This window comes from Mesorhizobium sp. (assembly GCF_041661565.1).
GTDB lineage: Bacteria > Pseudomonadota > Alphaproteobacteria > Rhizobiales > Rhizobiaceae > Mesorhizobium.
Map to the genome: position 1 here is coordinate 1 of NZ_JBAZUD010000075.1, position 25348 is coordinate 25348.

A 25348-nucleotide genomic window follows, 5' to 3' on the forward strand; every position below is an offset into this window, starting at 1 on the left:
CCTGGCCGACCCGGAGGCCCTGTCGAGGACGCTGAGCTTGCTGGCCATGCACAAGAGGCTGACATGCGAAGGCGTCATGGCCTATGAGGCGCACGCGCCCCACATCCCCGGCGTGTTCGGCGGGCCTGAAAAAGCGCTGGCAAAGGCATCGGCGCTGGCCGCTGCTTTCGTCGCCCGTCTTGGGGCGGATCAGCGTCGCATCCTGAACATCGGCGGCAGCAAGACCGCGCTGCTCCATCATGGCGGGGTGGCAAATGAAGTGTCGATGGGCTCGGCCTTCGTGCTGCCGGGCGATTTCGACACGCCCGGCCTCGAAGGCTTCCAGCCGGCCGCCTTCATCGCGACGCCGATCCTGAAGGTGGTCGAGCCAATGCTGCCCGGCCCGCGGGCGGTCTCCCGGCTGCTGAGCGCGCTCGGCAGGTTTCCGCGCAAGGGCTGCTATCTCTATGGCGGCAAGTGGATGGCTGAGCCGGTCTTTCCCGAAGGCATGAAGACCAACGGCCTTCTCGGCCTGTCCTCGAACCAGCAATTCATGAGCCTGCCGGCCGACGCGACCGTGAGACCCGGCGACTACGCCTTCCTGCGACCGACGCAGAGCGAGGCCGTGCTGCAGCAGTTCGGTTCGATCGCCGTGTTTTCCGGCGGCAGGATCGTCGAGCGTTGGCCTGTATTACCGATGGCTTGACCAGCGCGCTGGCCGAGGCCGGCACCCTAAGCCGCATGTCCCTGCGCGCTGCGACAATTTTCCCGCAACAGCCATCGAAGCGATTGCGCAAACGTTTCGATGGCACTAAGCTCCTGCGAAATCCGCCAAAACAAAGAGAGCGGACCGGAAACGCATCATCAGGGAGGAGCGCTTTGCCAGCACTCCGTTCGAGCCGCCATGCCGACAATGGCTGAGGTCGCGCGCCGCGCCGGCGTGTCGGTTTCGACCGTCTCGCATGTCATCAACCGCACACGCTTCGTCTCGCCAGAGAAGGCGCGGCTGATCAACGACGCGATCGCCACGATGGGCTATCAGACCAACGAGCTGGCGCGGTCGCTGAAAGTGGCTTCCACCAACAGCGTCGGCCTGGCGATCTCGGCGATTTCCAATCCCTATTTCACCGACATCATCTGCGCGGTGGAGGCCGAGTGCGCGCGCCTCGGCCTGATGGTGTTTCTCTCCGACACCCAGGAAGATCCCGACCGCGAACTGTCGGTCGTGCGGGCCTTCCAGCAGCGGCGGGTGGACGGCGTCATCCTGGCGCCTTCGGGCGCGCCGCAGCGGGCCATCGACTACCTTGCCGAAAAGAAGCTGCCCTGCGTGCTGATCGACCGCTTCGCCGACGCGCGCTTCGACCAGATCGGCGTCGAGAACCAGTCGTCGATGCGGGCGCTCATCGATCACGTCGCCTCCTTCGGACACAAGCGCATCGGCTACGTCGCCGGTCAGCCGGGCCTGGCGACCACCCGCGAACGCATCGAGGCATTCCAGGCCTCGCTCGCGGCCAATGGCCTGGCCCTGCTGCCGCAGCATCTGTCGCCCGAGAACATCGACACGGCGAGCGCGACGGCGGCGACCCATGCCATTCTGTCCCAGCCGTCGCCGCCCACCGCCCTTGTCACCGGCAACAACATGACGACGATCGGAGCGGTGCGGGCGATCCGCGAAAGGGGATTGTCGATACCTGGCGATATTTCGCTCGCCGGCTTCGACGACTTCGAATGGGCCGATTGCTTCGAACCGCGGCTGACCCTCGTCGCGCAGCCCTGCACCGAGATCGGCCGGCAGGCCGCGGCATTGCTGTGCGCCCGCATCGCCTCCACCGGCATCGAGCCGCAGGCCGTGCGGCTGCAAGCCTCGCTTCGGGTGCGGGGGTCCTGCGCGAAGCCGGCCCAAATGAGGCCAGCCCCGATGAGGCCAGCCCCAATGAAGTCAGCATGAGCGCGCCGCTGCTTGTCGTCACCGGTGCCGTCAAGCGCTTCGGCGGCGTCCAGGCGCTGCGCGGCGTCGACTTCGACCTCAAGCCGGGCGAGATCCACGCGCTGCTCGGCGAGAACGGCGCCGGCAAGTCGACATTGATGAACCTGTTGTCGGGCGTCTACACGCCGGACGAGGGCACCATCCAGATCGACGGCAAGCCGGTGCACTTCAGCAACCCGCGCGAAGCGCAGGCGGCCGGCATCGCAACCATCTTCCAGGAACTCGACCTGGTGCCGACCCTCGATGTCGCGGCCAACCTTTTCCTAGGCCGCGAACTGATGCGGCCGGGCGGCTTCCTGGATGTGCCGGCGATGCGCGACGAGGCAAGGAAGCGGCTCGAGGCGATTGAGCTTGCCATCGATCCGGCAAGCATGGTGGCGAACCTGTCGATCGGCCAGCGCCAGGTGGTGGCGATCGTCAAGGCACTGTCCTACGCCTCGCGCGTGCTGATCATGGACGAGCCGACGGCGGCCCTCACGGTGGGCGAGGTGGACCGGCTGTTCGACATCATGCGCAAGCTCGCCGCAAGCGGGGTTGGCATCGTCTATATCTCGCATCGGCTGGAGGAGGTGCCCCAGATCGCGGACCGGGTGACGGTGATGCGCGACGGCCGTGTCGCGGGCGTCACCGAGCCGCACGCGCCGCAGGCCGAACTGGTCCGGCTGCTGGTCGGACGGCCGCTGGACGAGCTTTATCCCGAACGCGCCAGGACCCTCGGCAAGACCCTGCTTAGCCTGCGCGATGCGCGTTTCAGGCTTGCCCATGAAAGCGCTGGATGGCAGCCACCGGCCGGCATCTCCCTCGACGTCAAGGCTGGCGAGATCGTCGGGCTGGCCGGCATCATGGGAGCAGGGCGCACCGAGCTCTTGAGCGCGCTCTATGGCACCGGCCTGTCCGGACGCTGGGAGGGCGAGGTGGCCATCGACGGTCGCCCGGTGAAACTGGACTCGATCAGCGCGGCCCGCGCGGCCGGCATCGCCTTCGTCACCGACGACCGGCGCGGCAGCGGCCTGATGCTCAGGATGGCGGTTGGGCTGAATTTGGTGATGTCGGTGATCCGCCGCATATCGCCCTTCGGGCTGATGTCGTCGCGCCGGCAGGCCGACGCGGTCAAGCAGTCCTTCGGGCAGTTCGACATCCGGCCGAAGAACCCGGACATCGCCGTCGGCGCGCTTTCGGGCGGGAACCAGCAGAAGGTGGTTCTGGCCAAGGAAATACTCGGCAATCCCCGGCTGCTGCTGCTCGACGAGCCGACGCGCGGCGTCGATGTCGGCGCCAAGGGCGAAATCTACGCGCGGCTGCGGCAACTGGCGGCGCAGGGGCTCGGCATCCTGGTCGCTTCCAGCGAAATGCCCGAGCTGATCGGCCTCTGCGACCGGATCGTGGTGCTGCGCCAGGGGCGCAATGTGGCGGAATTCATCGGCGGCGTCGACGAGCACACGGTGCTGGCCGCGGCAAATGGCAGGGAGGCCTGATGTCTGGAGAGAAGGTTTCGGAGGCAGGCGGCCCGGTGGCCACGGCGCCCGTGCATCGCGATCCGCTGGCCCTGGTGGTACGCTTCCAGAGCCTGATCGGCCTGGTCGTGGTAGCGATCGGCGGCATCATCTTCTCGCCGCGCCGGCATGGCCAGATCCTGTTCCTGGATCCCGACAACATCGCCAACATCGTGCGCGCCGTGTCGGAAACCGGCATCATCGCGATCGGCATGACCTTCGTCATCATTACCGCCGGCATCGATCTTTCGGTGGGCGCGGTGCTGGGCCTGTCCAGCGTCGTTACCGCTTCGATGATGATCTCAGGCGGCTTCGGCTTGATCCCGACCATCCTTGCCGTGCTGGCGATGGGCATCGTCTTCGGCGCCATCCAGGGCACCATCTCCACCCGTTTCCGGCTCGAGCCGTTCATTGTCACGCTCGCCGGCCTGCAGGCGGCGCGCGGCCTGGCGCTGGTCGTGTCCGGCAATCAGTACATCAACATTTCCTACGGTGACGGGCCGGGCCTGGCGCCGCCGGTGTTCGCGGTGCTGGGCGAGCGCCTGTTCAACAACACCGTGCCGGTGGCGACCATCGTCTTCATCGCCTTCGCCGCTATCGCCACCATCGTGCTCAACACCACGCGCTTCGGCCGCTATGTCTTCGCTGTCGGCGGCAACGAACGCGCGGCGCGCATTTCAGGCGTGCCGGTGTCGATGGTCAAGATTTCGGTCTACGCCATCACCGGCTTCGCCGCCGCCCTTGCCGGCGTCGTGCATGCCGGCCAGTTCAATTTCGGCAGCGCCAATGACGGCATGGGCTACGAGCTGACGGCGATCGCCGCCGTGGTCATCGGCGGCACCAGCCTGTTCGGCGGCGCCGGCTCGATGGTCGGCACGGTTGCCGGCACCATCATGCTGGGCGCGCTCGCCAACATCCTGCAGCTCAACAACATCACGCCCGCCATGCAGCTGCTCGCGACAGCCGCGATCATCGTGCTGGCGGCGGTGCTTCAATCCCTCGTTCGTCGCCGCGAGGGTTTGGGTCGTTAGGAGGAAGGCGGCAAACGCAAGACTGAAACCAAGGTCAGGCCCCCCGGCCCGACGAGGAGGAGAGTAAGCATGACAACCATGAGACAAGGAACGAGGCGAGCGCTTCAGGCCGCGCTTCTGGCAGGCGCTGGCCTGTGCATTGCGGGAGCCGCCCAGGCAGCCGACCCGATGGTCAAGGCCTGCGCCAAGGACGGCCAGTTCATTATCGGCTTTTCGCAGGCGAACAATGCCGAACCCTACCGCCAGCACGTCAATGACGAGCTGGAGGCCGCCGTCAAGGAAGTGCCCGGCTTCACGCTGCAGATCGCCGACGGCGCCGGCAACGTCAACACGCAGACTTCGCAGGTCGACAACTTCATCACGCAGAAGGTCGATCTCCTGCTTATCTCGCCCTTCGAGGCCGCACCGCTGACGCCGGCGGTGAAGCGCGCCATGGATGCGGGCATCCCGGTCATCGAACTGGACCGCAAGACGGTCGGCGATCCCGGCAAGGACTATACGGCCTTCATCGGCGGCGACAATTACAAGATCGCGCTCGAGGCCGGCAAATACACCGCCAAGACCCTGCTGCCGGATGGCGGCGAGGCCGCGGTGCTGGAAGGCCTGCCGAGCTCCACGCCGGCCGTCGAGCGGCTGAACGGCTTCAAGGACGGCGTCAAGGAGAACGCCAAGATCCAGGTCGTCGCCGAGCGGCCGCCGACTGGGTCCCGGACAAAGCCCAGACCGCGTTCTCGGCGATGCTGCAGGCACACCCCGACATCAAGGTGCTTTACGCCTCCAACGACATGATGGCGGCCGGCGCGCTGCTCGCCGCCAAGGGCGCGGGCAAGGACGTCAAGATCATCGGCACCGACGGCCTGCCGGGTCCGGCCGGCGGCATCGAGGCGGTTGCCAAGGGCGACTGGGCCGCGACCTTCACCTACCCAACGGGTGCGAAGGAAGCCATCGAGATGTCCAAGAAGATCCTGCTCGACTGCGCGACGTCCGTGGATACGACGGTGACGGTGGATACGACGGCGATCACGCCGGAGAACGCGAAGCAAATGATGGGGAAGTGAGCGGCGAACACAGCCCACCACCCAGGTTTATACCGCAAGGCCCCGCGAGGGGCCTTGTTCGGTTTCGGAGGGAAGATCCTGGGCAAACTTTAAAAGATGCCAGGCAGTGGCGCTGCAGGACTGACAAGCCCTGCCTCGCGCAGCTCCTTCCAGAAGGCGGGAGATATGGTCTCGGTCAGCGCGGCGCGATCTTCCGCAATGCGGCTGGGTTGACTGGCTCCAGGTATGACAGCGGCAACAGCCGGGTTGGCCAAAGAAAACTGCAGCCCCGCTGCTTTCATGGAGACCGCGTGCCGGTCGGCGATAGATTTGATCCGTGAGACCTTGTCGCGGACATCAGGCGTCATCGGCGCGTATTCGAAATTCGGGCCGCCGACCAGCGCGCCAGAGCTGTACGGACCGCCAACGACGATACCAAGACCGCGCTCGGCAACCTTGGGCATGACCCGCTGCAGCGCACGCTCGTGGTCCAGCAGCGTATAGCGCCCGGCAAGCAGGAAAACGTCCGGGCGAGGTTCGTCCAGGTCCAGAAGCAGTTCGATAGGCTCGACCCGATTCACACCGAGGCCCCATGCCTTGATGACGCCTTCGTCGCGCAAGCGGTCCAATGCCTTGAAGGCGCCTGTCCGCGCTTCCTCGAATTGTCCCAGCCACTGGTCGCCCCAGAAGTCTTGCGCGAGGTCATGAACGAAAGCGATCTCGATGTGATCGGTTCTCAGGCGCTTGAGGCTGTCCTCGATGGAACGCAGGGTCGCGTCGGATGAATAGTCATTCACCACTTTGTTGGGGCGGCCGTGCTTGAAGACTTCGCCCTTCTCGCTGGGCGAAATGTCTTCTACCTCGTCGAGAATGACCCGCCCGACTTTCGTGCTGATGACGTACTCGCCGCGCGGTTTTCCGGCGAGCGCCTCACCCATCCGAAGCTCCGCAAGACCCGCGCCATAGAATGGCGCGTTATCGAAATATCGAATGCCGTCTGCCCAGGCGGCTTCAACGGTCGCAAGCGCTTCCTGTTGCGGAATGTCGCGAAACATATTTCCCAGCGGGGCCGCGCCGAAGCCGAGTTTGCTCGGCAGTATATCCTTGATGCTCATCACACTATCTTTGTCTCGAACGACACGGTTGCACGTCCGACGCTGTCAGGATTGGGGCTTTCCGTCCAGACCCTGCGGATGATTAAGCGACGGACGCTTGTCAGCAATCGGGTACCTACTTCAAAAACGCGGTGACGGCCTTCACGGTCGCCTCGGGATTCTCCTCCATGATCCAATGTCCGGAATGCGGGATCACGCCCTCCGTCACATTGTCGGCCGCAAAGCGCATCACTGCCGCCATCTGGAGTCCGAACGATTTCTCGCCCCCCAAGGCCAGGACAGGCATCTTCAGCTTTCCCGAAGCCTCAAGAAACGCCTTGTTGTCGAGGGCGTCCTGGTCGAAGGCTGCAAACTGCGCAAAGCCTGAATGCATCCCACCTGGCAACGCATAGAGAGCCGCGTAGTGTTCCCTCGACGCTTCGTCGAACCGTGCCGGATCGGCTGAAAACTCGTTCCAGAAGCGATCGAGATATATCCGTTCCCGGCCGGCAACCAACCGCTCCATATCCGGTCCGCCGAACCTGAAATGCCAGAGCAGGGGGTTCTTCAGGATTTCCTCCCAGGGGCCGACACCTGGCACCGGGGCGTCTATTATGACAAATCTGGACACCTGGTCGGGATGTTGAGCCGCAAACGCGAAACCCACCATGTTGCCGATGTCGTGGGTGACAAGGTCCACACTTCCGACGTTCAGGCTTCGCAGAACCGTTTCGATGTCGCCGGCCTGCGTTTTCTTGTCGTAACCCCCCTCAGGGTGAGACGACAAACCCATGCCCCGAAGATCCGGCACGATGACCGTGTGATTCTTCACCATTTCAACTGCGAGCGGTTCCCACATGTCGCCGGTCTCGCCGTAGCCATGAAGCATGAGAACGGCGGGGCCTGTGCCTGCGACACGGACGTGGATCGTCGCGTCACTGGTCTGCACTTTTCGTATCTCGAAGGAGGGTGGAAATGACTTCACCTCGGCGCGCGCCGATTGAGCCGCGATCAAAACTGCCGCACAGGCGACTATCCGCATCAACATCGATTTAGGCTCCCCATTGTGTACCAATAGGTATATAAAACTACAGGCCAGAGAGAGCGTCAAGATATAATATACCGACCGGTACGTTATGGAGAGAAGAATGACATTGGGCAGACCTCGGGAGTTCGATACGGAAGCAGCCCTGACCAAGGCGATGCGGCTGTTCTGGCGCAAAGGCTATGAGGGCACGTCGCTATCCGACCTGACGACTGAAATGAACATAACCCGCCCCAGCCTCTATGCTGCGTTTGGGAACAAGCAGGAGTTGTTTCTCAAAGTGTTGGACAGGTACGATCGTGAGACCGCCGCGTTCATCCAGGCCGCCCTGGATGCACCCAATGCGCGCGCGGTGGCCGAGGGACTGATCTTCGGAGCGTGCGCCTTCCATTCCGACAAACACAACCCGGCAGGTTGCTTGATGGTCCATGGCGCGTTGGTGGGTAGCGACGAAAGCTTAGCAATGCGAACGGAGACCAGTCTCCGACGCAGTGGACTGAAGGACCGAATAACCCAGCGCCTAAAGCAGGCGAAGGTTCAAGGCGACTTGCCGCAGAGTGCGGACCCTGCCGCCCTTGCGGGGTACCTGGTTGCAATCTTGCGCGGGATGGCGGTCGAGGCCGCCAGCGGGGCGAGGCCGGTCGACCTCAAACGCATCGCCGCCGTGGCGATGGCGGCCTGGCCGGAATAAGGGACAGTCTGCCTTGCGCCTCGATCATTCGTATCGTCGGTCCGAGGCGCTCGGAATTAAGTCACGATCTCGATCCAATCACTGCCCGAAAAGGTCAGGCCGGGCCAGGCTGAGACGCTGTACGGTGCGCAACACTTCGCGTAGATGCGCCGTCATGCGGGCGCCGGCCTGCTTCACCTCGCCGGTCTCCACCGCCTCGAAGATCGCCACATGCTGGGCCAGCAGAGTCTCGAGATGGCCGGGCTCCGGCAGGCTGAGATAGCGCACGCGGTCCATCTGCAGCTTGACCACCTGGATGACCCGCCAACTCTTCGGCAGGCCGGCCTCCTCGCACAGGCTGCGATGGAAGGCCTCGTCGAGTTCAAGGAACAGCTCGCGGTCGCCTTCTGCCACAGCTTTCGCCTGCATGGCGAGGTTGGCTCTGACTGTGGCGACGAACCCCTCCGAGCCATGTCCGGCGAGCTTTTGCACGACTGACACTTCGAGCGCCTCGCGGATGAACTGCGCTTCCTCGACGTCGCTCAGCCGGATAGGAGAAACGAAGCTGCCGCGCTGCGGCAGGATGTCGATCAGGCCCTCATCGGCGAGCCGGATCAGCGCTTCGCGTACCGGCGTGCGGCTGACACCGAGTTGATGGGCCAGATCCTGTTCGCTCAGGGCTTCGGAAGGCAGCATCACCAAGGTTGTAATGGCACGGCGCAGGCGCTCGTAGATCTGCGGTGAGATCGGCATGCGGTTGTTGACCGGTTCCAGCGCCCGCGACGGCCCGCGCTGACCTTCAACCCTTACCCTGGAGGCATTGGTTGGAAACCTGGTCTCTCCTGGAAGCTTGGTCGCCATGACGATTCCGCTGGTGTGATGTCACTGCACGGTTCCGGTCATGACACCGCGCAGGCCGCAACTCAAGCGCCAACCGACAATCGGCCGTTGACATACTACCATGGTAGTGTGTAGAAACCCACTAGGCTAGGGGAGAGGAGCCGGCATGAAGATCACGGACATCAAGGCCACAACCGTCACCGTCCCGCTGGAAGCTGCATTGCGGCACAGCAACGGCACGCATTGGGGGCGCTTTGTCCGCACCGTGATCGAGGTCGAGACCGACGAAGGCATTGTCGGCCTCGGCGAAATGGGTGGCGGCGGCGCCGGCGCCGAGCTGGCCTTCGCCGGCTTGAAGCCCTACCTCGTCGGGCACGATCCCTTTGATCTCAACCGGATGCGCTACGCCATTTGCAATCCGACGGCGTCGCTCTACAACAACCGCACGCAGTTGCACGCAGCGCTCGAATTCGCCTGCCTCGACATCATCGGCAAGAAGCTCGGCGTGCCGGTCTACCAGCTGCTCGGCGGGCGCGTGCGCGACAGGATCGGCTTCGCCTCCTATCTGTTCTTCCGTTATGCCGACCGTCGCAGCGGGAAGGGCGAGGTCCGCACCATCGAGCAGTTGCTCGACCATGCCCGTGCGCTCAAGGCCGAGCACGGCTTTTCAGCCCATAAGCTCAAGGCCGGCGTTTTTCATCCCGACTATGAGCTGGAGTGCTTCAGGGCGCTCGCCGCGGAGTTCCCTGCAGACACGCTGCGCTATGATCCGAACGCGGCGCTTTCAGTCGAAGAGGCGCTGCGCTTCGGCCAGGCCATCTCCGACCTCAGGAACGATTATTTCGAGGACCCGACCTGGGGCCTGGCCGGCATGCGCCGGCTGCGCGAAAAGCTGTCGATCCCGCTGGCCACCAACACCATCGTCATCGATTTCGAACAGCTCGCCACCAATGTGCGCGATCCTGCCGTCGATGTGATCCTGCTCGACACGACTTTCTGGGGAGGCATCCGCGCCTGCGTGCGGGCCGCGCAGATCTGCGACACATTCGGCCTCGGTATCGCGGTGCATTCATCGGGCGAGCTCGGCATCCAACTCGCCACCATGCTGCATCTTGGCGCCGTCCTGCCCAATCTCGTCTTCACGGCCGACGCGCACTACCACCACCTCGCCGACGACATAATCGTCGGCGGCAAGATGCGCTACGAGAACGGTGCCATCGCAGTGCCGGAGGCGCCCGGCCTCGGCGTCGAACTCGATCGCGACAAGCTGCGGCAATATGCCGAGCTCTACCGCTCGCTGGGCGGCTATCCCTATGACCGCGATCCCGGCCGTCCAGGCTGGTATCCGCTCTTGCCCAACACCAATTTCGCCGACCATCGAGACGCCGCCGTGCCCGATCTCGGGCTGGGGTGATCTTCTCATTCGAATGGTCGTCGGGAGGACGCTATGATTTTCAACAGGAGGAGAACGACATGAGCAGAACCAGAACAACTGGCAGAGCCTGGCTTATCGCGGCGCTGCTTTCTTGCACGGCCCTTGCCACGACAGGCGCGCAGGCCGACGACGGCGTCGCCAAGGGAGATACCTCGGCCAAGAAGATCGCCTTCAGCAATTCCTACGCCGGTAATTCCTTCCGGCAGGTGATGATCAAGAGTTTCGAGGAGATGGGCGCCAAGGCCGTGGCCGACAAGAAGGTGGCCGCCACCGCCGTTGTCAGCTCCAACAATTCGGTGACTGAACAGGCGACGCAGATCGAGAACCTGATCCTGCAAGGTTATGACGCCATCATCGTGCTTGCCGGCTCCGACACCGCGCTCAACGGCGCCATCAAGGATGCCTGCAATGCCGGCATCACCGTCGTGGCCTTCGCCAGCGGCGTCACCGAGCCCTGCGCCTATGTCGTCGACTACAATCTCGATTCCTACGCCAAGGCCGAGCTCGATTTCATCTCGGGCAAGCTCGGAGACAAGCCGGCCAATGTCCTCGAAATCCGTGGCATGGCAGGCGACGGCTTCGACAAACGCCTGCATGAGGGCTTCGCCAAGGCGATGAAAGACCACCCGAGCTACAAGGCTGTTGGTGAGGTCTATGGCCAGTGGACGGCGACAGTGGCGCAGAAGGAAGTGTCGGGCATCCTGCCGTCGCTGCCGCAAGTCGATGCGGTGCTGACGCAGGGCGGCGACGGCTACGGCGCGGCGCAGGCATTCAAGGCGGCCAACAGGCCCCTTCCGATCATCATCATGGGCAATCGCCAGGATGAGCTGGCGCTATGGAAGCAGGAGCACGACGCAAGCGGTTACCAGACCTTCTCGCTCGGCGCGACGCCAAGCGTCTCGCAGGTCGCATTCTGGGTGGCGCAGCAGATCCTGGCCGGCAAGCAGGTGCCGAAATTCGTCGAGGTGCCGCTGCTTCAGATCAACCAGCCCGATCTCGATGCATGGCTGAAGACCGTTCCCGAGGGCGGCGTGGTCAATGCCGAATATCCGCAGGAACTGGTGGCCAAGATCATCGACGCCAACGTAAAGAAGGAACCTCTGCCGGGCGTTCCCGCGCCGAAATGAGCAGCATGGCTGAATGATGAACGATCCCACGCCGCCCAGCAGAGAAGCAGCAACGAGAAGCGATCGCGACATCCCCTTCATCGAGGTGTGCGATGTTCGCAAGAGCTATGATGCCGTACATGCCTTGGGCGGCGTGGATTTTCAGCTGAAACCCGGCGAGGTCGTTGGCCTGGTAGGCCACAATGGCGCAGGCAAGTCGACGCTGATGAACGTGCTTGCCGGGACGGTCGAGCGCAGCAGCGGCGACTTCCACCTCGGCGGGGATCGGATTGGTTCCTGGAGTGCCGCCTCCGCACAGCAGGCCGGGCTGCGCTGCATTTTCCAGGAGCTGTCGCTCTGCACCAACCTGACCTCAGCCGAAAACACCCGCATCGTGCACAGGCCTCTGCGTGGGATTGGGTGGCGGCGTCGCGCGCGCCAAGTGATCGGCCCGGTGCTGAACGAGATCTTCCCGGGCAACGGCATCGATCTCGACAGGAAGGTCGCCGACCTGCCGATCGGCGAACGACAGATGGTCGAAATCGCCCGCGCCTTCACACAAACCGATATCGCGCTGCGCTGCGTCATTCTCGACGAGCCGACGTCGGCACTTGGCCATGAGGCGACGGAACAGTTGCTCGCCCATATCCGCCGCGCGGCAGGGCGCGGCATCGCCTGCATCCTGATCACCCATCGGCTGAACGAGATCCTCGCCGTCTGCGACCGCACCGTGGTCATGGTCGACGGCAAGGTCGTGGCCCAGCAGCCGACCGCCGGCCTGTCGCGCTCGGCGCTGGTCGAGTTGATGGGCAGCATCGAACGGCCGCGCGAGCGGACGGCCGGTAAAGTGGCATCGGTGGCAGCTCCGGTAATCCGGCATGCCGGCCGCGATGCCGCCGATCTGGCCATCGAAGTCGGCAAGGGCGAGATCATCGGATTCGCCGGGCTCGACGGCCACGGCCAGCGAGAGCGGCTGCGCGCCATGTTCCAAGCCGTGCGCGGCCAGCGCCAAGCCTTGCCGGGCGCCTATGTCGCCGGCGATCGCGGCTCGGAGGGCGTGTTCTCGCTGTGGTCGATCGCCGACAATTTGACTATCCGCAGCCTCAATGCGCTGACCCGCGGCGGCCTGATCTCGGGCACCGCCTCCCGCAAGCTTGCCGGCAGCTGGTCGGACCGGCTCAAGGTCAAGGCGCCTTCGATCGACACGCCGATCCTGTCGCTGTCCGGCGGCAACCAGCAGAAGGTGCTGTTCGCCCGCGCACTGGCCTCCGACGCGCAAGTGATCTTCCTCGATGACCCGATGCGCGGCGTCGATGTCGGCACCAAGCAGGAAGTCTACCGGCTGATCCGTTCAGAGGCAGAGAGGGGACGTTCCTTCGTGTGGTACAGCACCGAACTCGAAGAACTGACCAATTGCGAGCGCATCTATGTCTTCCGCGAGGGCCGCGCCGCGACGAGTCTGGTAGGCGACGCCATCGAGACCGGCCGCATCCTGCAGGCATCGTTCGGAGGCGAGAATGTCTGACGCGGCTGCCCGTGTTCCCGCCCGCTTCTCCCCCCAGGGGCGCCCTGCCTTGCTCAATGCCCTGCAGGTGGGCCTGCCGGCGATCGCGCTGCTGGTCATGCTCGCCATCATCTTCAGCATTCGCCCGGCTGCGATGAGCTATTTTGGCGTCCACCTGTTGTTCAAGCTCTCGGTGCCGTTGGTCTTCGCCGCGCTGGCGCAGATGATGGTGATCATGCTGGGCGACATCGACCTGTCGAACGGCGCCTTCGTCGGGCTGATCACCTGCGTCACCGCGCTCTATCTCAGCGATGCGCCGGCGTTCGCCATGCTGTGCTATATGGTCCTCATCGCGGCCTATGCCGGCTTCGGCCTGCTCATCCATTCGCGGCAACTGCCGTCGATCATCGTAACGCTGGGCATGTCCTTCATCTGGCTCGGCATCGCCGTCATCCTGCTGCCGGCGCCGGGTGGATCGGCACCGGCCTGGCTTGCCGCCTTCATGAGTTGGCAGCCGCCCCTGATGCCGCTCTCGATCTGGCTGGCCGTGCTGGCGGCGTTCGCTGGCCATCTTGTCATCTCGCGCTCTTCCTACGGTGCCGTGCTGCGCGGCGCAGGTGGCAATCCGCGCGCCGTCGAGCGCGCCGGCTGGTCTGTCATCGGCATCCGCGTCGCGGTTTATGCCGCCGCCGGCCTGCTCGCCTGTCTGGCCGGGCTGACGCTGACCGGCCTCACCACGTCGGGCGACGCCAATGTCGCGCCGGCCTATACGCTGCTTGGCGTGGGTGCGGTCATCCTTGGTGGCGGCGCGTTCACCGGCGGCGTCGTCTCGCCAGTCGGCACGGTCATCGGTGCGCTGACGCTGTCGCTTGCCGGCTCGCTCCTGTCGTTCCTGCAGGTGCCGCCGACATGGCAGATCGGCGCCCAGGGCGTGATCCTGTTTCTTGTGCTGGCCGGGCGCGTGCTTTTGTCGGAGCGGACGCGATGACCGGAAGACTGAGCCTTGCACCATGGACCTACGGCTTCATCGTGGCGCTCGCCATGTGGGTGGCGACGACCGCCTATTCGGGCATCGGCAGCGCCGGCGCCACATTGTCTGGAGCACTGGCCTTCGGCGCCTTCAGCGTACTGGTCGGAACCGGGCAGATGTTCGTCGTCGCATCCGGTCCAGGCAATATCGATCTGTCCGTGCCATCGGTGCTGACACTGGCCGCCTATATGTCGATGACGGTCATGCAAGGATCCGACGGCATGCTGCTGCCCGGCCTCGCTACCACGCTGGCGGTTGGAGCTGTTGCCGGCGCCGCGAACTTCCTGGCAATCGTCGCATTGCGGTTGCCCCCGATCATCGCCACGCTTGCCTGGAGCTTCGTCTTCCAGTCGCTTGCGTACAATCTCGGCGGCCAGGCGACACTCAAGCCGCCGGCAGGCCTTTCCCGCTTCACCGCGATGAGCCTTGGCGGCGTACAGTTGATGCCGGTCGCTGTGATGGTGCTGACGCTGGTCGCCATGGTCGCACTCAAACGCACGGTGTGGGGCCGGCAATTGCTGGCCACCGGCCAGAGCGAGCCTGCGGCACGACTTGCCGGCATCGGCGTCGGCCGGGTACGGCTGGCGGCCTATATGCTGTGCGGTATGACGGCTGCGCTCGCCGGCTTCCTGCTTGCCGGCTTCAGCGGCGGTGCTGCACTCAACATGGGCGATGCCTACCTGATGGAATCGATCGCCGTCGTTGTGCTTGGCGGTACAAGCGTCGCCGGTGGACAGGCCAACGCGATCGGCATATGGGGAGCTGCATTGTTCTTCAATCTGATGTCCACCATGCTCAACACTTTTGGCATACAGGCTGGCGTGCGCTTCCTTCTGACCGGCGCGCTGATCATCCTGATCGTGGCTCTCGTGCCGAGGCCGCGCGTCAGATGAAATCCGCCACCGACAAACTCGCCGACCTGTTCGAAACAAGGGCGGTTTCCTTCGTCGACCTCACCCATCCGATGAAGCAAGGCATGCCGGTGTGGCCGACGCATCCGCATTACTGCCAGGAGATGGTGGAATCCTACGACCGCGGCGACGTGGCCTGCAACCATGCGCTTGCCATGAGCGAACACACCGGCACGCATTTCGACGCGCCGGTCCATTTCATCCGCGGCGGCGCCGCCATCTCCGACATTCCGGTCGAACGCTTCTTCGGCCGCATGGTGACGATCGATGCGCGAGCCTGTCAGCCCCGGCAAGCGGTCGAGCCGGAGCATGTTTTCGCTTTCGAGAAGCAGCATGGCCGAATACGGCAGGGCGATGCCGTATTCTTCCATTTCGGCTGGGACCGGTTCTGGGACGATCCGGCGCAACACGCCGCGTTCCTGGCTGACTGGCCCGGCCTGTCCCGGCAGACCTGCGAATTGCTGGTCGAGCGCGGCGCGCGCATCGCGGGTTCGGACTGCCTGTCGATCGATTGTTTCGGCGCAGAGGATTTCCCAGCGCACAATACGCTGCTTTCGGCCAACATCCTGATCGGCGAGAATTTTGCGCGGCTCGGCGACCTGCCGCCGCTGTGCTTCCTGATCACGCTGCCGCTGCCGATCGAGGGCGGCACCGGATCGCCACTGCGCGCCGTCGCGGTGATCTAGAGAGCAATTCCAGGAAAAGTGTGAAACGGTTTTCCCGGAAAAGCGCACTGCGCTTTCCCTGGGAATTGCGTCAAAACAGGGAGATAGAGCAATTCGCCGTTTCCGTTAAACGGTGCATAGCTCTAGGAAAAGTCCAGCTGAACCTTGAGCGTGCGATGCGGTTCCTGCTCGATCAGGTCGAAAGCGGCGCGCGCCTCCGACGCGGCGAAGACCTGCGTGATCATGCCTTGCGGGTCGAGCCGCTTGTCGGCCAGCCATTCGACGACGCGCGGCAACAACCGGCGGTTCAGCCGGGAGCCGACGATGGTCAGTTCCTTGCGCACGACTTCCTGCTGGCTGAGATTGGATGGGGCATCCGAAAAGCCGAGCAGGCCGATGCGGCCAGCCGGACTTGCCAGGCGGCAAGCCTCGTCCAGAAGGGCGGGAATGCCGGCGCCGTCGATGACCAGCGTCGGGCCAAGACCGTCATTTTCCGTGCGCACCGCGGCCGGCACCGGATCGCGTACGGAGTGGATCACCCTGTCAGCCCCGAAGCGAAGCGCGCGCTCGAGGCGGGCTTCGTCGATATCGGCCACGATGCAGCGGGCACCCTTGAGCTTGGCGACCTGCAGCACGGTGACGCCCACCGTGCCGGCGCCGTAGATCAGCACCGTGTCTTCTGGTCCGCAGCCAGTGCGGTCAAGCACATTGGCGGCGATGGAAAACGGCTCGGCCAGCGCCGCAAGTTCAAACGGCATGGTCGTGGGCAGCTGTATCGCGTTTACCGCGGGCACCGCCACGAAGGCGCGAAAACCACCGTCGCGGTGAACGCCCATCACTTCGAGGTTGGCGCATACATTAGAGCGCCCGATCCGGCAGGGATAGCAGTGGCCGCACGACACCACGGGGTCGACCACCACGCGGTCTCCCACCGCTAGGCCGGTCGCGCCGCGTCCGAGTGCGGTTACGGTGCCCGCGAATTCATGGCCGATGACGCGCGGATAGACGGCGAATGGATTGGAGCCATGCAGGATGTGAATGTCGGAGCCACAGATGCCGGCACGGCTGACGTGGACGACCACTTCGCCGGCGCCGGGCTCTGGCATGGCGATTGGCCGGATTTGCAGCGACCGCGGCGCGCTGACAAGAACCTCAAACATGAAATGCTCCAACTAGTATACTAGTCGACAATTGCCTATGGCTGACCAATCGTCAAGTTGGCGCGCAACTGCTGCCTGCTGATGAGGCGATCGAGGGGAACGGGCTTGGGGGTAATTAGACAGGCGGTCCGGCACGGGAACCTCCGTGCAGGTCCGCGATCCGTCGAACGGAAGCGTAAGACGTCGGTAATCGCCGGAACACAAGTCGAACAGCCGAAAAAAGACCAGAGCCTGTTCAACGTAGACGGCGGTGGCAGCAGGCTTTGCGTTGTTGATCGGTGGAGGATCGAACCAGGCATCGTATCTCCGGGATCCGGGTGCACTCGTTTTGAAATATAGATTCTGGTATGATCACATCGAGAACAATCCCGGGACGCGAGGATCCCGATGGTACAAACAGGATCATGCTTCACGTACTACGAAAGGGGAAGATCATGTTCAAAATGCCGCTTTCCACACTAGCAGCCTGCTTCTCAATGATCTCTTGCATCGCAATGGCTCAAGACATCTCCAGCGAAGAGAAAATCACTGACGGGGATATCGCCAAGGAAGGAATCACCAAGGAAAGACTGGCCCAGGACAACAAACTATTCATCACCCTCGCGACGAAGTTTTTGCACTGGGAAGAACCGCAGGAGCCCTTTCACATTGCCGGACCACTTTATTTTGTCGGCACGCGCGGCCTGAGTTCGTTCCTCTTCGTGACGTCTCAGGGAGATATTTTGCTCAACACCGGCGATCCGAAATCGGGCCCGATGATCGAGGCGTCCATCAAGAAGCTTGGCTTCAAGCCCGAAGACATCAAGATCATGATAAATGGTCACGGCCATTCGGACCACGCGGGCGGATTCGCCTACCTGAAGAAATTGTCCAGTGCACAACTCGCGATCATGGAGCCAGACGTGGCAATGCTCGAGGATGGCGGCAAGAGCGATTTTCACTACGGCAAGGACTGGGAAGTGATGGGACAGGACCCGGTCCAGGTCGATCGCGTGTTACGTGACGGCGATCGGGTCAGCCTCGGCGACGTCACTTTGACCGGCTACAACACACCCGGACATACCCGGGGGTCGACGACTTGGATCACGCACGTCACAGAAGCAGGAAAGACTTATGAGGTTGTCTTTCCCGACGGCGATGGCTTCAACCCCGGCTATCGTCTCGCCGGCCCTAAGGCCGATTATCCGGGAATTGCCGATGACTACCGCCGCACGCATCATTTTCACGAGATGCTGAAGCCAGATATCTGGTTTGGCTACCATACCGAGTATTTCAACATGCAAGGCAAGCTCAAGCGCGCCGCCGCCGAAGGCGTGAATGCCTGGGTCGATCCCGAGGGTTATCGCGAGTTCATCGCCGGCAAGAAGCGGGCATTTGAAGATGAGATGGATTCGGAACTGGGAGTGGCGGTCAGCAAGAAATAGGATTCAAACCGAGGTCAGCTGATCATTCTCTTCAGCTGCAAGTCGGGTCCACCGACCGCCGGGAACAGAATGCGTCGACCGACGGAGCATCGCAGAGGCCGAGCCTAGTCCTGTTCAAATCAATTGCAGGTATCCGCGGCCTTGAGCGCTTCGGCACGGGCAGCTCCGTGCAGATCCGCGATCCGTCGAACGGAAGCGTAAAACCTTGGATAGTCGTCGGAGCACAAGTTGAACAGGCGAACAAAGGCCGGAACCTGTTCGCCGTAGACGGCGGTCGCGGCAAGCTTTGCGTTGTTGATCGGGGCATCGAACCAGGCATCATATCCCCGGTATCCGGCCCAGCGCCTGTCGCGAAGTTTCCGGTAGCGCACCCGCAGCTTGTCGATCGCCGCTGCCTTGGCGGCAGCCATCTGCTGTGGGGCACGGGGACTTCCATAGATCTGACGCAACTCGTCGCGGGTTGTCGCTATCAGGCCGAGAAAGTCTGCCTTGCGCCGGCGATCGATCTCGTAACTGCGCAGTCCGGCGCGATTGCCCGTGGCGCGCAGCCACTTCCTCACGCCGGTGGTTTCGACGGCCACCGCGAAAGCCTCGTTGAACGCGGAGTCGCCATCGACATAGAGGCGCTGATGCGCCAGTTCATGGAAGACAAGGCTTGCGAGATAGGTATCGTCCTGACGCAGCATGGTGCTGAGCAGCGGGTCACTGGACCAGCCCAGCGTGGAATAGGCGGTAATGCCCGTGACGTAGACGTCCAGCCCCTGCCTGTGAAGCTCGACAGCGTTGTCGGTCGCGGACTTCCGGGCGAAATAGCCTCGATATGGAACACAGCCAAAAACCGGAAAGCACCATGTCCGTGGTGCGAGCGAAAATTGCGGCGCGGCAAACACGGCCCAGGTAACGGCGTCCCGGCCGATGTCGACATAGCTGCGGTAGCTGCTGTTGTCAGGCAGGGCCAGTTGGTCCGAGGCGAAGCGACGTATCCTGTCTGCCGACGTCAACCTGGCGCGCAATGGCTCGGGCGTCGAAAGGTCACGAATGAGTTTGCCGACGCTTATGCGCGCGGCCATGATCCGTGCGTGCCCCTCCAGCGATTGCGCATAGTAGGAAACGCTCGTGCAGCCGGCCACAGCGGCCGCCATGATCATCGCGGCAAGCATCCGAAAAACACGCTTCACTGTTTGCCCACCGCTAGCGTCCCCATGCGGCAAATGTCTCGATCACCCGTTCTCAAACCGCCACTGAGCGCTTCATGCGTTCCTTCCACTCAGCCGCTCCAGCGCATCGACGATCAAATCGCAGAATTTTTGATGGTCGAGCTTCATCGCCACCTTATGCCGGAAGGCGACCTGTTCGCTCGCCGTGCCGCCGAAATGATGCATGCCGCCCATCTTCTCGAAATTGCAGACCGTCATGCCCTTGCTCCAGCGGCCGGCAAGCTCGACGCGGATGTCGGCCTTCTCCGTCGTGAAGACGCTTCCGTCGATCAGCGCCGCGACGCAGCATGCGTCATGGATGGCGGGATACTCGATCTGCAGCAGGCCGCCATGCGTGGTCGCTATGAACGCCCAGATGTCGAGCATGAACTTGGCCATCGGGCCGCCGACCGCGCGCACCCGGTCCTGGAGCTCCCTGGTGGCGAGCGCCTGGTGGGTCAGGTCGAGACCCACCATGGTGACGTCCCAGTTGGATCGGAACACCACGTCGGCTGCTTCCGGATCGCCATAGACATTGAACTCGGCTGCTGGCGTGATGTTGCCCCTGGTATAGCTGCCGCCCATCGCGACCACCCGTTTTACCCTCTCGACGATGCGGGGGTCCTTGCGCACGGCAAGCGCGATGTTGGTGTAGGGACCGACCGGCACCAGCGTGACCGTCTTCGGCTCGTGCGCCATCACCGTGTCGATGATGAAGTCGACCGCATGCCGCTTGTCGAGCTCGAACGACGCCGGCGGCAGCTCGGGGCCGTCGAGGCCGGTTTCGCCGTGAATTTCGATGGCAAGCACCTGGTCGATGAGGAGCGGGCCGGGAGATCCCTTCGCCACGGGCACCTGGATGCCATACGCGGTGCAGACGGAAAGCGCATTGCGCGTGGTGTTCTCGACATTGTGGTTGCCCGAAACGGTGGTGATCCCCAGGAGATCGATGTTCGGATTGCCGGCAGCCAGCAGGATCGCAATGGCGTCATCATGCCCGGGGTCGCAGTCCAGGATGATCTTTTCCATGATGGCATTTCCTCTGTCGGCCGGGTTGGCGGCACAAGAGACTGGCGTGCCCGCGCCGTCAAGGTTCCGGAGTCTGGGCTTGGCTGTCGCGCCAGCCGGCCTGCCTCCTTGGCTGGCCCGGTCTCGCCGGGCCTGCCGTTCAGCGCTTGGCATTCAGCCATCGCTAACCATGATGCGCTCCGCACGGCTGCCATGCACATTTGCCGCCTTCTGGCTCAAAGAGGCATCTTGAATAGTAAGCACGCTTATTATATATGCCGCTTATGGTTTCCGACGGCATAGAGAGATTGGGCTTCCTTATCCACGACGTGCAGCGCCTCATGCGCAAGCGCTTCGAGGCGAGAGCCAGTGGGCTTGGGCTTTCTTCAGCGCAATGGCGGCTTCTGGTCCGCGTCGCCAAGGAAGATGGTGTCGCGCAGGCGCGGCTGGCCGAACTTCTCGAAATCGAGCCGATCAGCGTTTCGCGCCTGGTCGACCGTATGGAGGAGGGCGGCTGGATCGAGCGCCGTCCCGACGCGGCCGATCGCCGGGTCCGCATGATCTTCCTGACGCCCAAGGCAAGCGAGGCCTACGCCGTGATCAAGAGCATAGCGGGCGAGGTCTATGAGGAATCGCTTGTGGGCGTGAAGCCGGAAGACCGGCGCGTCCTCATTGAAGGCCTTGAGGCCATGGTCCGGAACCTGAATGACGACGAGACGTCATCCCTTGACAAATTGAAGAGCACGGAAGGGGCAGCGGCATGAACGCGGCAGCCAAGATAGACGAAAAGGTCACCAAGGTGGACATGGAAGCGCCGGCGCAGCCCGCTGTCGCCCCGGCGCAACCTGCTGTCGCCCCGGCGCAGCCGGCTGTCGCGCCGGCGCAGCCGGCTGTCGCGCCGGCGCAGCCGGCTGTCGCGCCGGTGGCGGTTGCTCCTCCGGTGCAGCCGATCCAGGCGCCTCCCAGGAAGAAGCGCCGGCTGGGTCGCCTGTTGCTCATGGTCGCGCTGCCGGCTGCTCTCGTTGTCGGCGGCGGCTATGTCTGGGTCACCGGCGGCCGCTACCAGGAGACGGAAAACGCCAATCTGCAGCAGGCCAAGGTGTCGATCGCCTCGGATACGGCGGGCCGCATCGTTAAGGTCGACATTGCCGACAACCAGTCGGTCAAGCAGGGCGACGTGCTGTTTGCCATCGACCCCGAGCCCTACCGGATCGCATTGGCCCAGGCCGACGCCGCGGTAGCGGTGGCCCGGGTCGGCATCGAACAGTTGCGCGCCGCCTACGGCCAGGCGATGGCGCAGGAAAAGTCCGACGCCAGCGAAGTCGCCTACGCGCAGTCGCAGTTCGACCGCGCCGCCGACCTCGCCCAGAAGGGCATCAATGCAAAGTCGTCGCTGGACCAGGCCAAGAACGATCTCGACAAGGCCAAGCAGCAATTGGCCGTCGCCGAGCAAGGCATCGTCAGCGCCAGGGCGGCGCTCGCCGGCAACCCTGATATCGACACCGACAAGCATCCGACCGTGATGGCCGCGCTCGCCGCGCGCGACAAGGCGGCTTACGATCTGGCGCGGACAACGGTCAAGGCGCCGGCCGACGGTGTCATAAGCCAGGCCTCGTCCTTCAAGGTCGGCCAGTATGTCGGATCCGGCACGCCGCTCTTTTCGCTGGTCGAGACGGGCGACACCTGGATCGAAGCCAACTTCAAGGAAACCCAGCTGACCCACATGAAGTCCGGCCAGAAGGCCGAAATCGTGGTCGATACCTATCCGGGGCGCACTTTCGAAGCCAACGTCAAGGCGATCGGCGCCGGCACCGGAGCCGAGTTTTCCTTGCTGCCGGCGCAAAACGCTACCGGCAACTGGGTCAAGGTCACGCAGCGCATTCCTGTGCGCCTCGAACTGACTGATAACGACGCAAAAATGGCTTTGCGCACCGGAATGAGTGCGGCCGTTACGGTCGACACCGGGGTTGCCCGCGGGTTTCCCGCCATATTCGGACACGCCAATGCGGACGAGGCCAGATAGGCGCTCGTCGCCCAGGTGACACAAATGACAGGATTGGTCCGAGGGGAGGTTGCGAAGGGACAAGGGCAGGATGACCGCGCCGCATCGACGATGCGGTTCGATCGAGCCCTGAACCATTCGATGCCGGACCCCTTGGTCCTACGGTTTCCGGGCGGCAGGCGTCCGTCATGTCGAGACGCTCGGTCGATGTAACCCCCACATCGATACTCGCGTCCCACCGCGATGAGGGTCTCTCCTTACGGAAGGCCCTGCCGCCCGGAAACCCAGCGTACACGGTTTCGTTACCGGTTGGAAGTTTTGCATCATGAGCACCCCAGAACCCTTTCGCGAAGTGCCGCATCGCGGCCTGATCACCGTGGCGCTCATGCTGGCGACGATCATGCAGGCGCTCGACACGACGATCGCCAACGTCGCGCTGCCGACGATGACCGGCGATCTCGGCGCTTCTCCCGACAACATCAACTGGGTGCTGACCTCCTACATCGTCGCCGCCGCCATCATGACGCCGGTGACCGGCTGGCTGGCCGACCGATTCGGCCGCAAGGAACTGTTCCTCACCGCCGTGGTCGGCTTCACCGTGTTCTCCATGCTGTGCGGGATCGCCTGGAGCCTGGAGAGCATCGTCTTCTTCCGGCTGATGCAAGGCGTTTTCGGCGCGGCGATCGTGCCTCTGTCGCAGACCTTCCTGCTCGACATCAACCCGAAGGAGCGTCACGGCCAGGCGATGGCCATCTGGGGCGCCGGCATCATGCTGGGACCGATCCTGGGCCCGACGCTGGGCGGCTGGCTGACCGAGAATTTCAATTGGCGCTGGGTGTTCTTTATCAACCTGCCGGTAGGCATCGTCGCCTTCCTCGGCATGGTAGCCTATCTGCCGGCCGTCGCCCGGCGGGTGCGCAGCTTCGATTTCTTCGGCTTCGCCATGATATCGCTTGGCGTCGGCGCGCTGCAGCTGATGCTCGACCGCGGCGGCGAGGTCGACTGGTTTTCTTCGGTCGAGATCTGGATCGAACTGGCTCTTTCCTTGACCGGCTTCTGGCTGTTCATCATTCACACGGTGACGGCCGAACATCCCTTCATCGACCCCAAGATATTCCTCGACCGCAATTTCGTGACCGGCCTGGCGTTCATCTTTGTCATGGGCGTGCTCATCCTGGCCTCGATGTCGCTGTTGCCGCCAATGCTGTCGACCATTTTCGGCTATCCGACCATCACCATCGGCATCGTCATAGGCCCACGCGGTATCGGCACGATGGTTTCGATGCTCGTCGTCGGGCGCCTGATGAGCATTGTCGACGCGAGGGTTCTCGTCGTCATCGGCTTCCTCCTGACCGCGCAGTCACTCTATACGATGGCCGGCTTCACGCCCCAGATGGACAATTGGCTGATTCTGAGCTCCGGCGTCATCCAGGGTCTTGGCATGGGAATGGTGTTCGTGCCCTTGTCGACCGTGGCCTTCGCCACGCTCGACGTGCGCTTCCGCACCGACGCGACGGCCTTGTTCAGCCTGGTGCGCAATCTCGGCTCCTCAATCGGTGTCTCCGTGGTGACGGTGCTGATGGTGCGCAACACGCAGGTTAATCACGCCGAGCTGTCGGCCTTCATCAACCCGTTCAACCCCAATCTTTGGGCGGTTTCGCCGGCCGCGGCGGGCGGCGATCCCACGGCGCTTTCGCAGATGGACCGCCTGGTCAACCTGCAGGCGATGATGATCTCTTACGTCAATGACTTCAAATTGCTGATGGTGATGACGCTGCTCGCCATCCCCTTTGTCTTCCTTCTCCGCAAGCCCGCGCAAGCGCCGGCCGGTGGCGCGCCGGCCGCCCATATGGACTAGATGATGCCGCCTCTGTGTCCGGCTACTTGCCCAGCACAAGGCTCCAGTAGCGGATGGCGCTGTCGCGGCCGTCGCGTACATAGGCGAGGCCAAAGCGGCTGAAACGCGGGTCGAGCATGTTGCGGCGGTGGCGGGGAGAATGCACCCAGATGTCGAACAGTTTCTGCTGGTCGAAGCGCCCCTCGGCGATGTTCTCGGCGGCCGCCCCCGAGATGCCGTTGTCCTTGACGCGTGAAGCAAAATCCTTGCCCCAGCCCGTGGTGTGGCTCATCCGCTCGCGTTGCGCCATGTAGCCAGCCTGCTGCAGGGCAGCCTGTTCGAGTTGCGCATCGGGAACAAGCGGCCCGAGCCCAGCCGAGGCGCGGATGGTGGCCAGCATGCCGGTGGCGGACGAGGAAACGCCGGCGCCGTCGCCGGTCGGCCGCGTAACGGTCGTGCAGGCCGCGAGCCCCACCAGAACAGCGAGGCCGGCCGCCTTGAGCCATTTGCGCCGGTTCGGGCCTGCTTGACGGGGTTCGATGTTTTCAGCGGTCATGCCTGCCTGACATAGTCGCGATCATGGCTTTTGCCGGGCAAGCCGCGAAATTTTGGCGCGGGAAGCCGGCTGTGCTGGTCTTTGTCGACCCGCCATCCGCGATCAACACTCGTGCAACGGCGCGCCAAGAAGGAACAGCGGCGCGACAGGATTATCAAAATCGGCTATAAGGCATTCTTGCAGTGGCACCTACGGGCGGCCATCCAGGCGTTGACCGCCCCGACACACGGGAGGATGGTTATGGCCGGCTTTCATGTCATGGCGGACGCACGCGGAATGCATGTCCGGCCAACCGTCCGCCACATCACTACGGCTGATCTTTGGGAGGCGCTGCGGCT

Annotated in this window: 21 protein-coding genes and 2 pseudogenes; 16 read left to right on the forward strand and 7 right to left on the reverse strand. The window is 63.5% G+C overall.

Translation table 11 applies throughout. From position 1 onward, the window contains the following. From WC739_RS14730 to WC739_RS14750, 5 genes and pseudogenes are all read left to right on the forward strand, one after another. A pseudogene (locus WC739_RS14730) lies at window positions 1-685 on the forward strand (DSD1 family PLP-dependent enzyme); the annotation flags it as partial. A gap of 198 nt (window positions 686-883) precedes the next feature. After that, window positions 884-1927 carry a LacI family DNA-binding transcriptional regulator gene (locus WC739_RS14735; protein WP_372953768.1) on the forward strand — a complete coding sequence of 348 codons (1044 nt, stop codon included), beginning with the start codon at window positions 884-886 and terminating at the stop codon, window positions 1925-1927. Continuing rightward, on the forward strand, window positions 1924-3441 hold the full coding sequence (locus WC739_RS14740; protein ID WP_372953769.1) for a sugar ABC transporter ATP-binding protein: 1518 nt from the start codon (window positions 1924-1926) through the stop codon (window positions 3439-3441). Before WC739_RS14735 ends, WC739_RS14740 begins: the two co-directional genes overlap by 4 nt. Next, entirely contained in the window at window positions 3441-4490 is a 1050-nt protein-coding gene (locus WC739_RS14745) for an ABC transporter permease (protein WP_372953770.1), read from the forward strand. The genes WC739_RS14740 and WC739_RS14745 overlap by 1 nt, the downstream gene beginning before the upstream one ends. Before the next feature lie 69 nt (window positions 4491-4559). Next, window positions 4560-5548 (forward strand): annotated as a pseudogene (locus WC739_RS14750) (substrate-binding domain-containing protein). 89 nt (window positions 5549-5637) lie between these two features. Here WC739_RS14750 and WC739_RS14755 read toward each other — a convergent pair. Then, window positions 5638-6642 carry an aldo/keto reductase gene (locus WC739_RS14755; RefSeq protein ID WP_372953771.1) on the reverse strand — a complete coding sequence of 335 codons (1005 nt, stop codon included), beginning with the start codon at window positions 6640-6642 and terminating at the stop codon, window positions 5638-5640. Between the two features lie 115 nt (window positions 6643-6757). Then, window positions 6758-7669: an alpha/beta fold hydrolase gene (locus WC739_RS14760; protein ID WP_372953772.1), complete on the reverse strand. Its 912-nt coding sequence runs from the start codon at window positions 7667-7669 to the stop codon at window positions 6758-6760. Between the two features lie 100 nt (window positions 7670-7769). On the opposite strand from WC739_RS14760, the gene WC739_RS14765 reads away from it, so the two are divergent. Then, a complete protein-coding gene (locus WC739_RS14765; RefSeq protein ID WP_372953773.1) occupies window positions 7770-8357 on the forward strand; it encodes a TetR/AcrR family transcriptional regulator in 588 nt (195 codons plus the stop codon). Window positions 8358-8435: 78 nt separating this feature from the next. On the opposite strand, the gene WC739_RS14770 is transcribed toward WC739_RS14765, so the two are convergent. After that, on the reverse strand, window positions 8436-9197 hold the full coding sequence (locus WC739_RS14770; protein ID WP_372953774.1) for a GntR family transcriptional regulator: 762 nt from the start codon (window positions 9195-9197) through the stop codon (window positions 8436-8438). Window positions 9198-9342: 145 nt separating this feature from the next. Here WC739_RS14770 and WC739_RS14775 point away from each other — a divergent pair, with 145 nt between their 5' ends. From WC739_RS14775 to WC739_RS14800, 6 genes are all read left to right on the forward strand, one after another. After that, a complete protein-coding gene (locus WC739_RS14775; protein WP_372953775.1) occupies window positions 9343-10590 on the forward strand; it encodes an enolase C-terminal domain-like protein in 1248 nt (415 codons plus the stop codon). Window positions 10591-10649: 59 nt separating this feature from the next. Beyond that, on the forward strand, window positions 10650-11738 hold the full coding sequence (locus WC739_RS14780; protein ID WP_372953776.1) for an ABC transporter substrate-binding protein: 1089 nt from the start codon (window positions 10650-10652) through the stop codon (window positions 11736-11738). A 13-nt stretch (window positions 11739-11751) separates the two neighbouring features. Then, the gene (locus WC739_RS14785) at window positions 11752-13242 is read left to right on the forward strand and encodes a sugar ABC transporter ATP-binding protein (protein ID WP_372953777.1); all 1491 of its coding nucleotides are present in this window, start codon (window positions 11752-11754) and stop codon (window positions 13240-13242) included. A 97-nt stretch (window positions 13243-13339) separates the two neighbouring features. After that, window positions 13340-14209, forward strand: a complete 870-nt coding sequence (locus tag WC739_RS14790) for an ABC transporter permease (protein ID WP_372953786.1) — start codon at window positions 13340-13342, stop codon at window positions 14207-14209. Further along, window positions 14206-15144 (forward strand): ABC transporter permease, encoded by a 939-nt coding sequence (locus WC739_RS14795; protein ID WP_372953778.1) that lies wholly within the window; start codon window positions 14206-14208, stop codon window positions 15142-15144. Before WC739_RS14790 ends, WC739_RS14795 begins: the two co-directional genes overlap by 4 nt. Further along, entirely contained in the window at window positions 15141-15848 is a 708-nt protein-coding gene (locus WC739_RS14800) for a cyclase family protein (protein WP_372953779.1), read from the forward strand. The genes WC739_RS14795 and WC739_RS14800 overlap by 4 nt, the downstream gene beginning before the upstream one ends. A 122-nt stretch (window positions 15849-15970) precedes the next feature. On the opposite strand, the gene WC739_RS14805 is transcribed toward WC739_RS14800, so the two are convergent. Next, window positions 15971-16987: a Zn-dependent oxidoreductase gene (locus tag WC739_RS14805; RefSeq protein WP_372953780.1), complete on the reverse strand. Its 1017-nt coding sequence runs from the start codon at window positions 16985-16987 to the stop codon at window positions 15971-15973. Window positions 16988-17421: 434 nt separating this feature from the next. Here WC739_RS14805 and bla point away from each other — a divergent pair, with 434 nt between their 5' ends. Beyond that, window positions 17422-18411 carry a subclass B3 metallo-beta-lactamase gene (bla, locus tag WC739_RS14810; RefSeq protein ID WP_372953781.1) on the forward strand — a complete coding sequence of 330 codons (990 nt, stop codon included), beginning with the start codon at window positions 17422-17424 and terminating at the stop codon, window positions 18409-18411. Between the two features lie 119 nt (window positions 18412-18530). Here bla and WC739_RS14815 read toward each other — a convergent pair whose 3' ends face one another. Both WC739_RS14815 and WC739_RS14820 read right to left on the reverse strand, forming a co-directional pair. After that, a complete protein-coding gene (locus WC739_RS14815) occupies window positions 18531-19571 on the reverse strand; it encodes an aminopeptidase (RefSeq protein WP_372953787.1) in 1041 nt (346 codons plus the stop codon). A 90-nt stretch (window positions 19572-19661) separates the two neighbouring features. Beyond that, window positions 19662-20636, reverse strand: coding sequence for a nucleoside hydrolase (locus WC739_RS14820; RefSeq protein ID WP_372953782.1), 975 nt, complete (start codon window positions 20634-20636; stop codon window positions 19662-19664). Window positions 20637-20899: 263 nt separating this feature from the next. Here WC739_RS14820 and WC739_RS14825 point away from each other — a divergent pair, with 263 nt between their 5' ends. From WC739_RS14825 to WC739_RS14835, 3 genes are all read left to right on the forward strand, one after another. Continuing rightward, complete coding sequence (locus WC739_RS14825) at window positions 20900-21379, forward strand: MarR family winged helix-turn-helix transcriptional regulator (RefSeq protein ID WP_372953788.1); 480 nt, start codon at window positions 20900-20902, stop codon at window positions 21377-21379. After that, window positions 21376-22638 carry an HlyD family secretion protein gene (locus tag WC739_RS14830; protein ID WP_372953783.1) on the forward strand — a complete coding sequence of 421 codons (1263 nt, stop codon included), beginning with the start codon at window positions 21376-21378 and terminating at the stop codon, window positions 22636-22638. The genes WC739_RS14825 and WC739_RS14830 overlap by 4 nt, the downstream gene beginning before the upstream one ends. A gap of 304 nt (window positions 22639-22942) precedes the next feature. Beyond that, on the forward strand, window positions 22943-24475 hold the full coding sequence (locus WC739_RS14835; protein ID WP_372953784.1) for a DHA2 family efflux MFS transporter permease subunit: 1533 nt from the start codon (window positions 22943-22945) through the stop codon (window positions 24473-24475). A gap of 22 nt (window positions 24476-24497) precedes the next feature. Here the strand turns inward: WC739_RS14835 and WC739_RS14840 are convergent, their stop codons facing one another. After that, entirely contained in the window at window positions 24498-25010 is a 513-nt protein-coding gene (locus tag WC739_RS14840; protein WP_372953785.1) for a CAP domain-containing protein, read from the reverse strand. Window positions 25011-25348: the final 338 nt, after the last annotated feature.

Bases quoted from the DNA above. Each gene is read 5' to 3' on its own strand.
- WC739_RS14735 (WP_372953768.1), top strand. From the start codon at position 884: ATGCCGACAATGGCTGAGGTCGCGCGCCGCGCCGGCGTGTCGGTTTCG.
- WC739_RS14740 (WP_372953769.1), top strand. From the start codon at position 1,924: ATGAGCGCGCCGCTGCTTGTCGTCACCGGTGCCGTCAAGCGCTTCGGC.
- WC739_RS14745 (WP_372953770.1), top strand. From the start codon at position 3,441: ATGTCTGGAGAGAAGGTTTCGGAGGCAGGCGGCCCGGTGGCCACGGCG.
- WC739_RS14755 (WP_372953771.1), bottom strand. From the start codon at position 6,642: ATGAGCATCAAGGATATACTGCCGAGCAAACTCGGCTTCGGCGCGGCC.
- WC739_RS14760 (WP_372953772.1), bottom strand. From the start codon at position 7,669: ATGTTGATGCGGATAGTCGCCTGTGCGGCAGTTTTGATCGCGGCTCAA.
- WC739_RS14765 (WP_372953773.1), top strand. From the start codon at position 7,770: ATGACATTGGGCAGACCTCGGGAGTTCGATACGGAAGCAGCCCTGACC.
- WC739_RS14770 (WP_372953774.1), bottom strand. From the start codon at position 9,197: ATGGCGACCAAGCTTCCAGGAGAGACCAGGTTTCCAACCAATGCCTCC.
- WC739_RS14775 (WP_372953775.1), top strand. From the start codon at position 9,343: ATGAAGATCACGGACATCAAGGCCACAACCGTCACCGTCCCGCTGGAA.
- WC739_RS14780 (WP_372953776.1), top strand. From the start codon at position 10,650: ATGAGCAGAACCAGAACAACTGGCAGAGCCTGGCTTATCGCGGCGCTG.
- WC739_RS14785 (WP_372953777.1), top strand. From the start codon at position 11,752: ATGATGAACGATCCCACGCCGCCCAGCAGAGAAGCAGCAACGAGAAGC.
- WC739_RS14790 (WP_372953786.1), top strand. From the start codon at position 13,340: ATGCTCGCCATCATCTTCAGCATTCGCCCGGCTGCGATGAGCTATTTT.
- WC739_RS14795 (WP_372953778.1), top strand. From the start codon at position 14,206: ATGACCGGAAGACTGAGCCTTGCACCATGGACCTACGGCTTCATCGTG.
- WC739_RS14800 (WP_372953779.1), top strand. From the start codon at position 15,141: ATGAAATCCGCCACCGACAAACTCGCCGACCTGTTCGAAACAAGGGCG.
- WC739_RS14805 (WP_372953780.1), bottom strand. From the start codon at position 16,987: ATGTTTGAGGTTCTTGTCAGCGCGCCGCGGTCGCTGCAAATCCGGCCA.
- bla (WP_372953781.1), top strand. From the start codon at position 17,422: ATGTTCAAAATGCCGCTTTCCACACTAGCAGCCTGCTTCTCAATGATC.
- WC739_RS14815 (WP_372953787.1), bottom strand. From the start codon at position 19,571: ATGCTTGCCGCGATGATCATGGCGGCCGCTGTGGCCGGCTGCACGAGC.
- WC739_RS14820 (WP_372953782.1), bottom strand. From the start codon at position 20,636: ATGGAAAAGATCATCCTGGACTGCGACCCCGGGCATGATGACGCCATT.
- WC739_RS14825 (WP_372953788.1), top strand. From the start codon at position 20,900: ATGGTTTCCGACGGCATAGAGAGATTGGGCTTCCTTATCCACGACGTG.
- WC739_RS14830 (WP_372953783.1), top strand. From the start codon at position 21,376: ATGAACGCGGCAGCCAAGATAGACGAAAAGGTCACCAAGGTGGACATG.
- WC739_RS14835 (WP_372953784.1), top strand. From the start codon at position 22,943: ATGAGCACCCCAGAACCCTTTCGCGAAGTGCCGCATCGCGGCCTGATC.
- WC739_RS14840 (WP_372953785.1), bottom strand. From the start codon at position 25,010: ATGACCGCTGAAAACATCGAACCCCGTCAAGCAGGCCCGAACCGGCGC.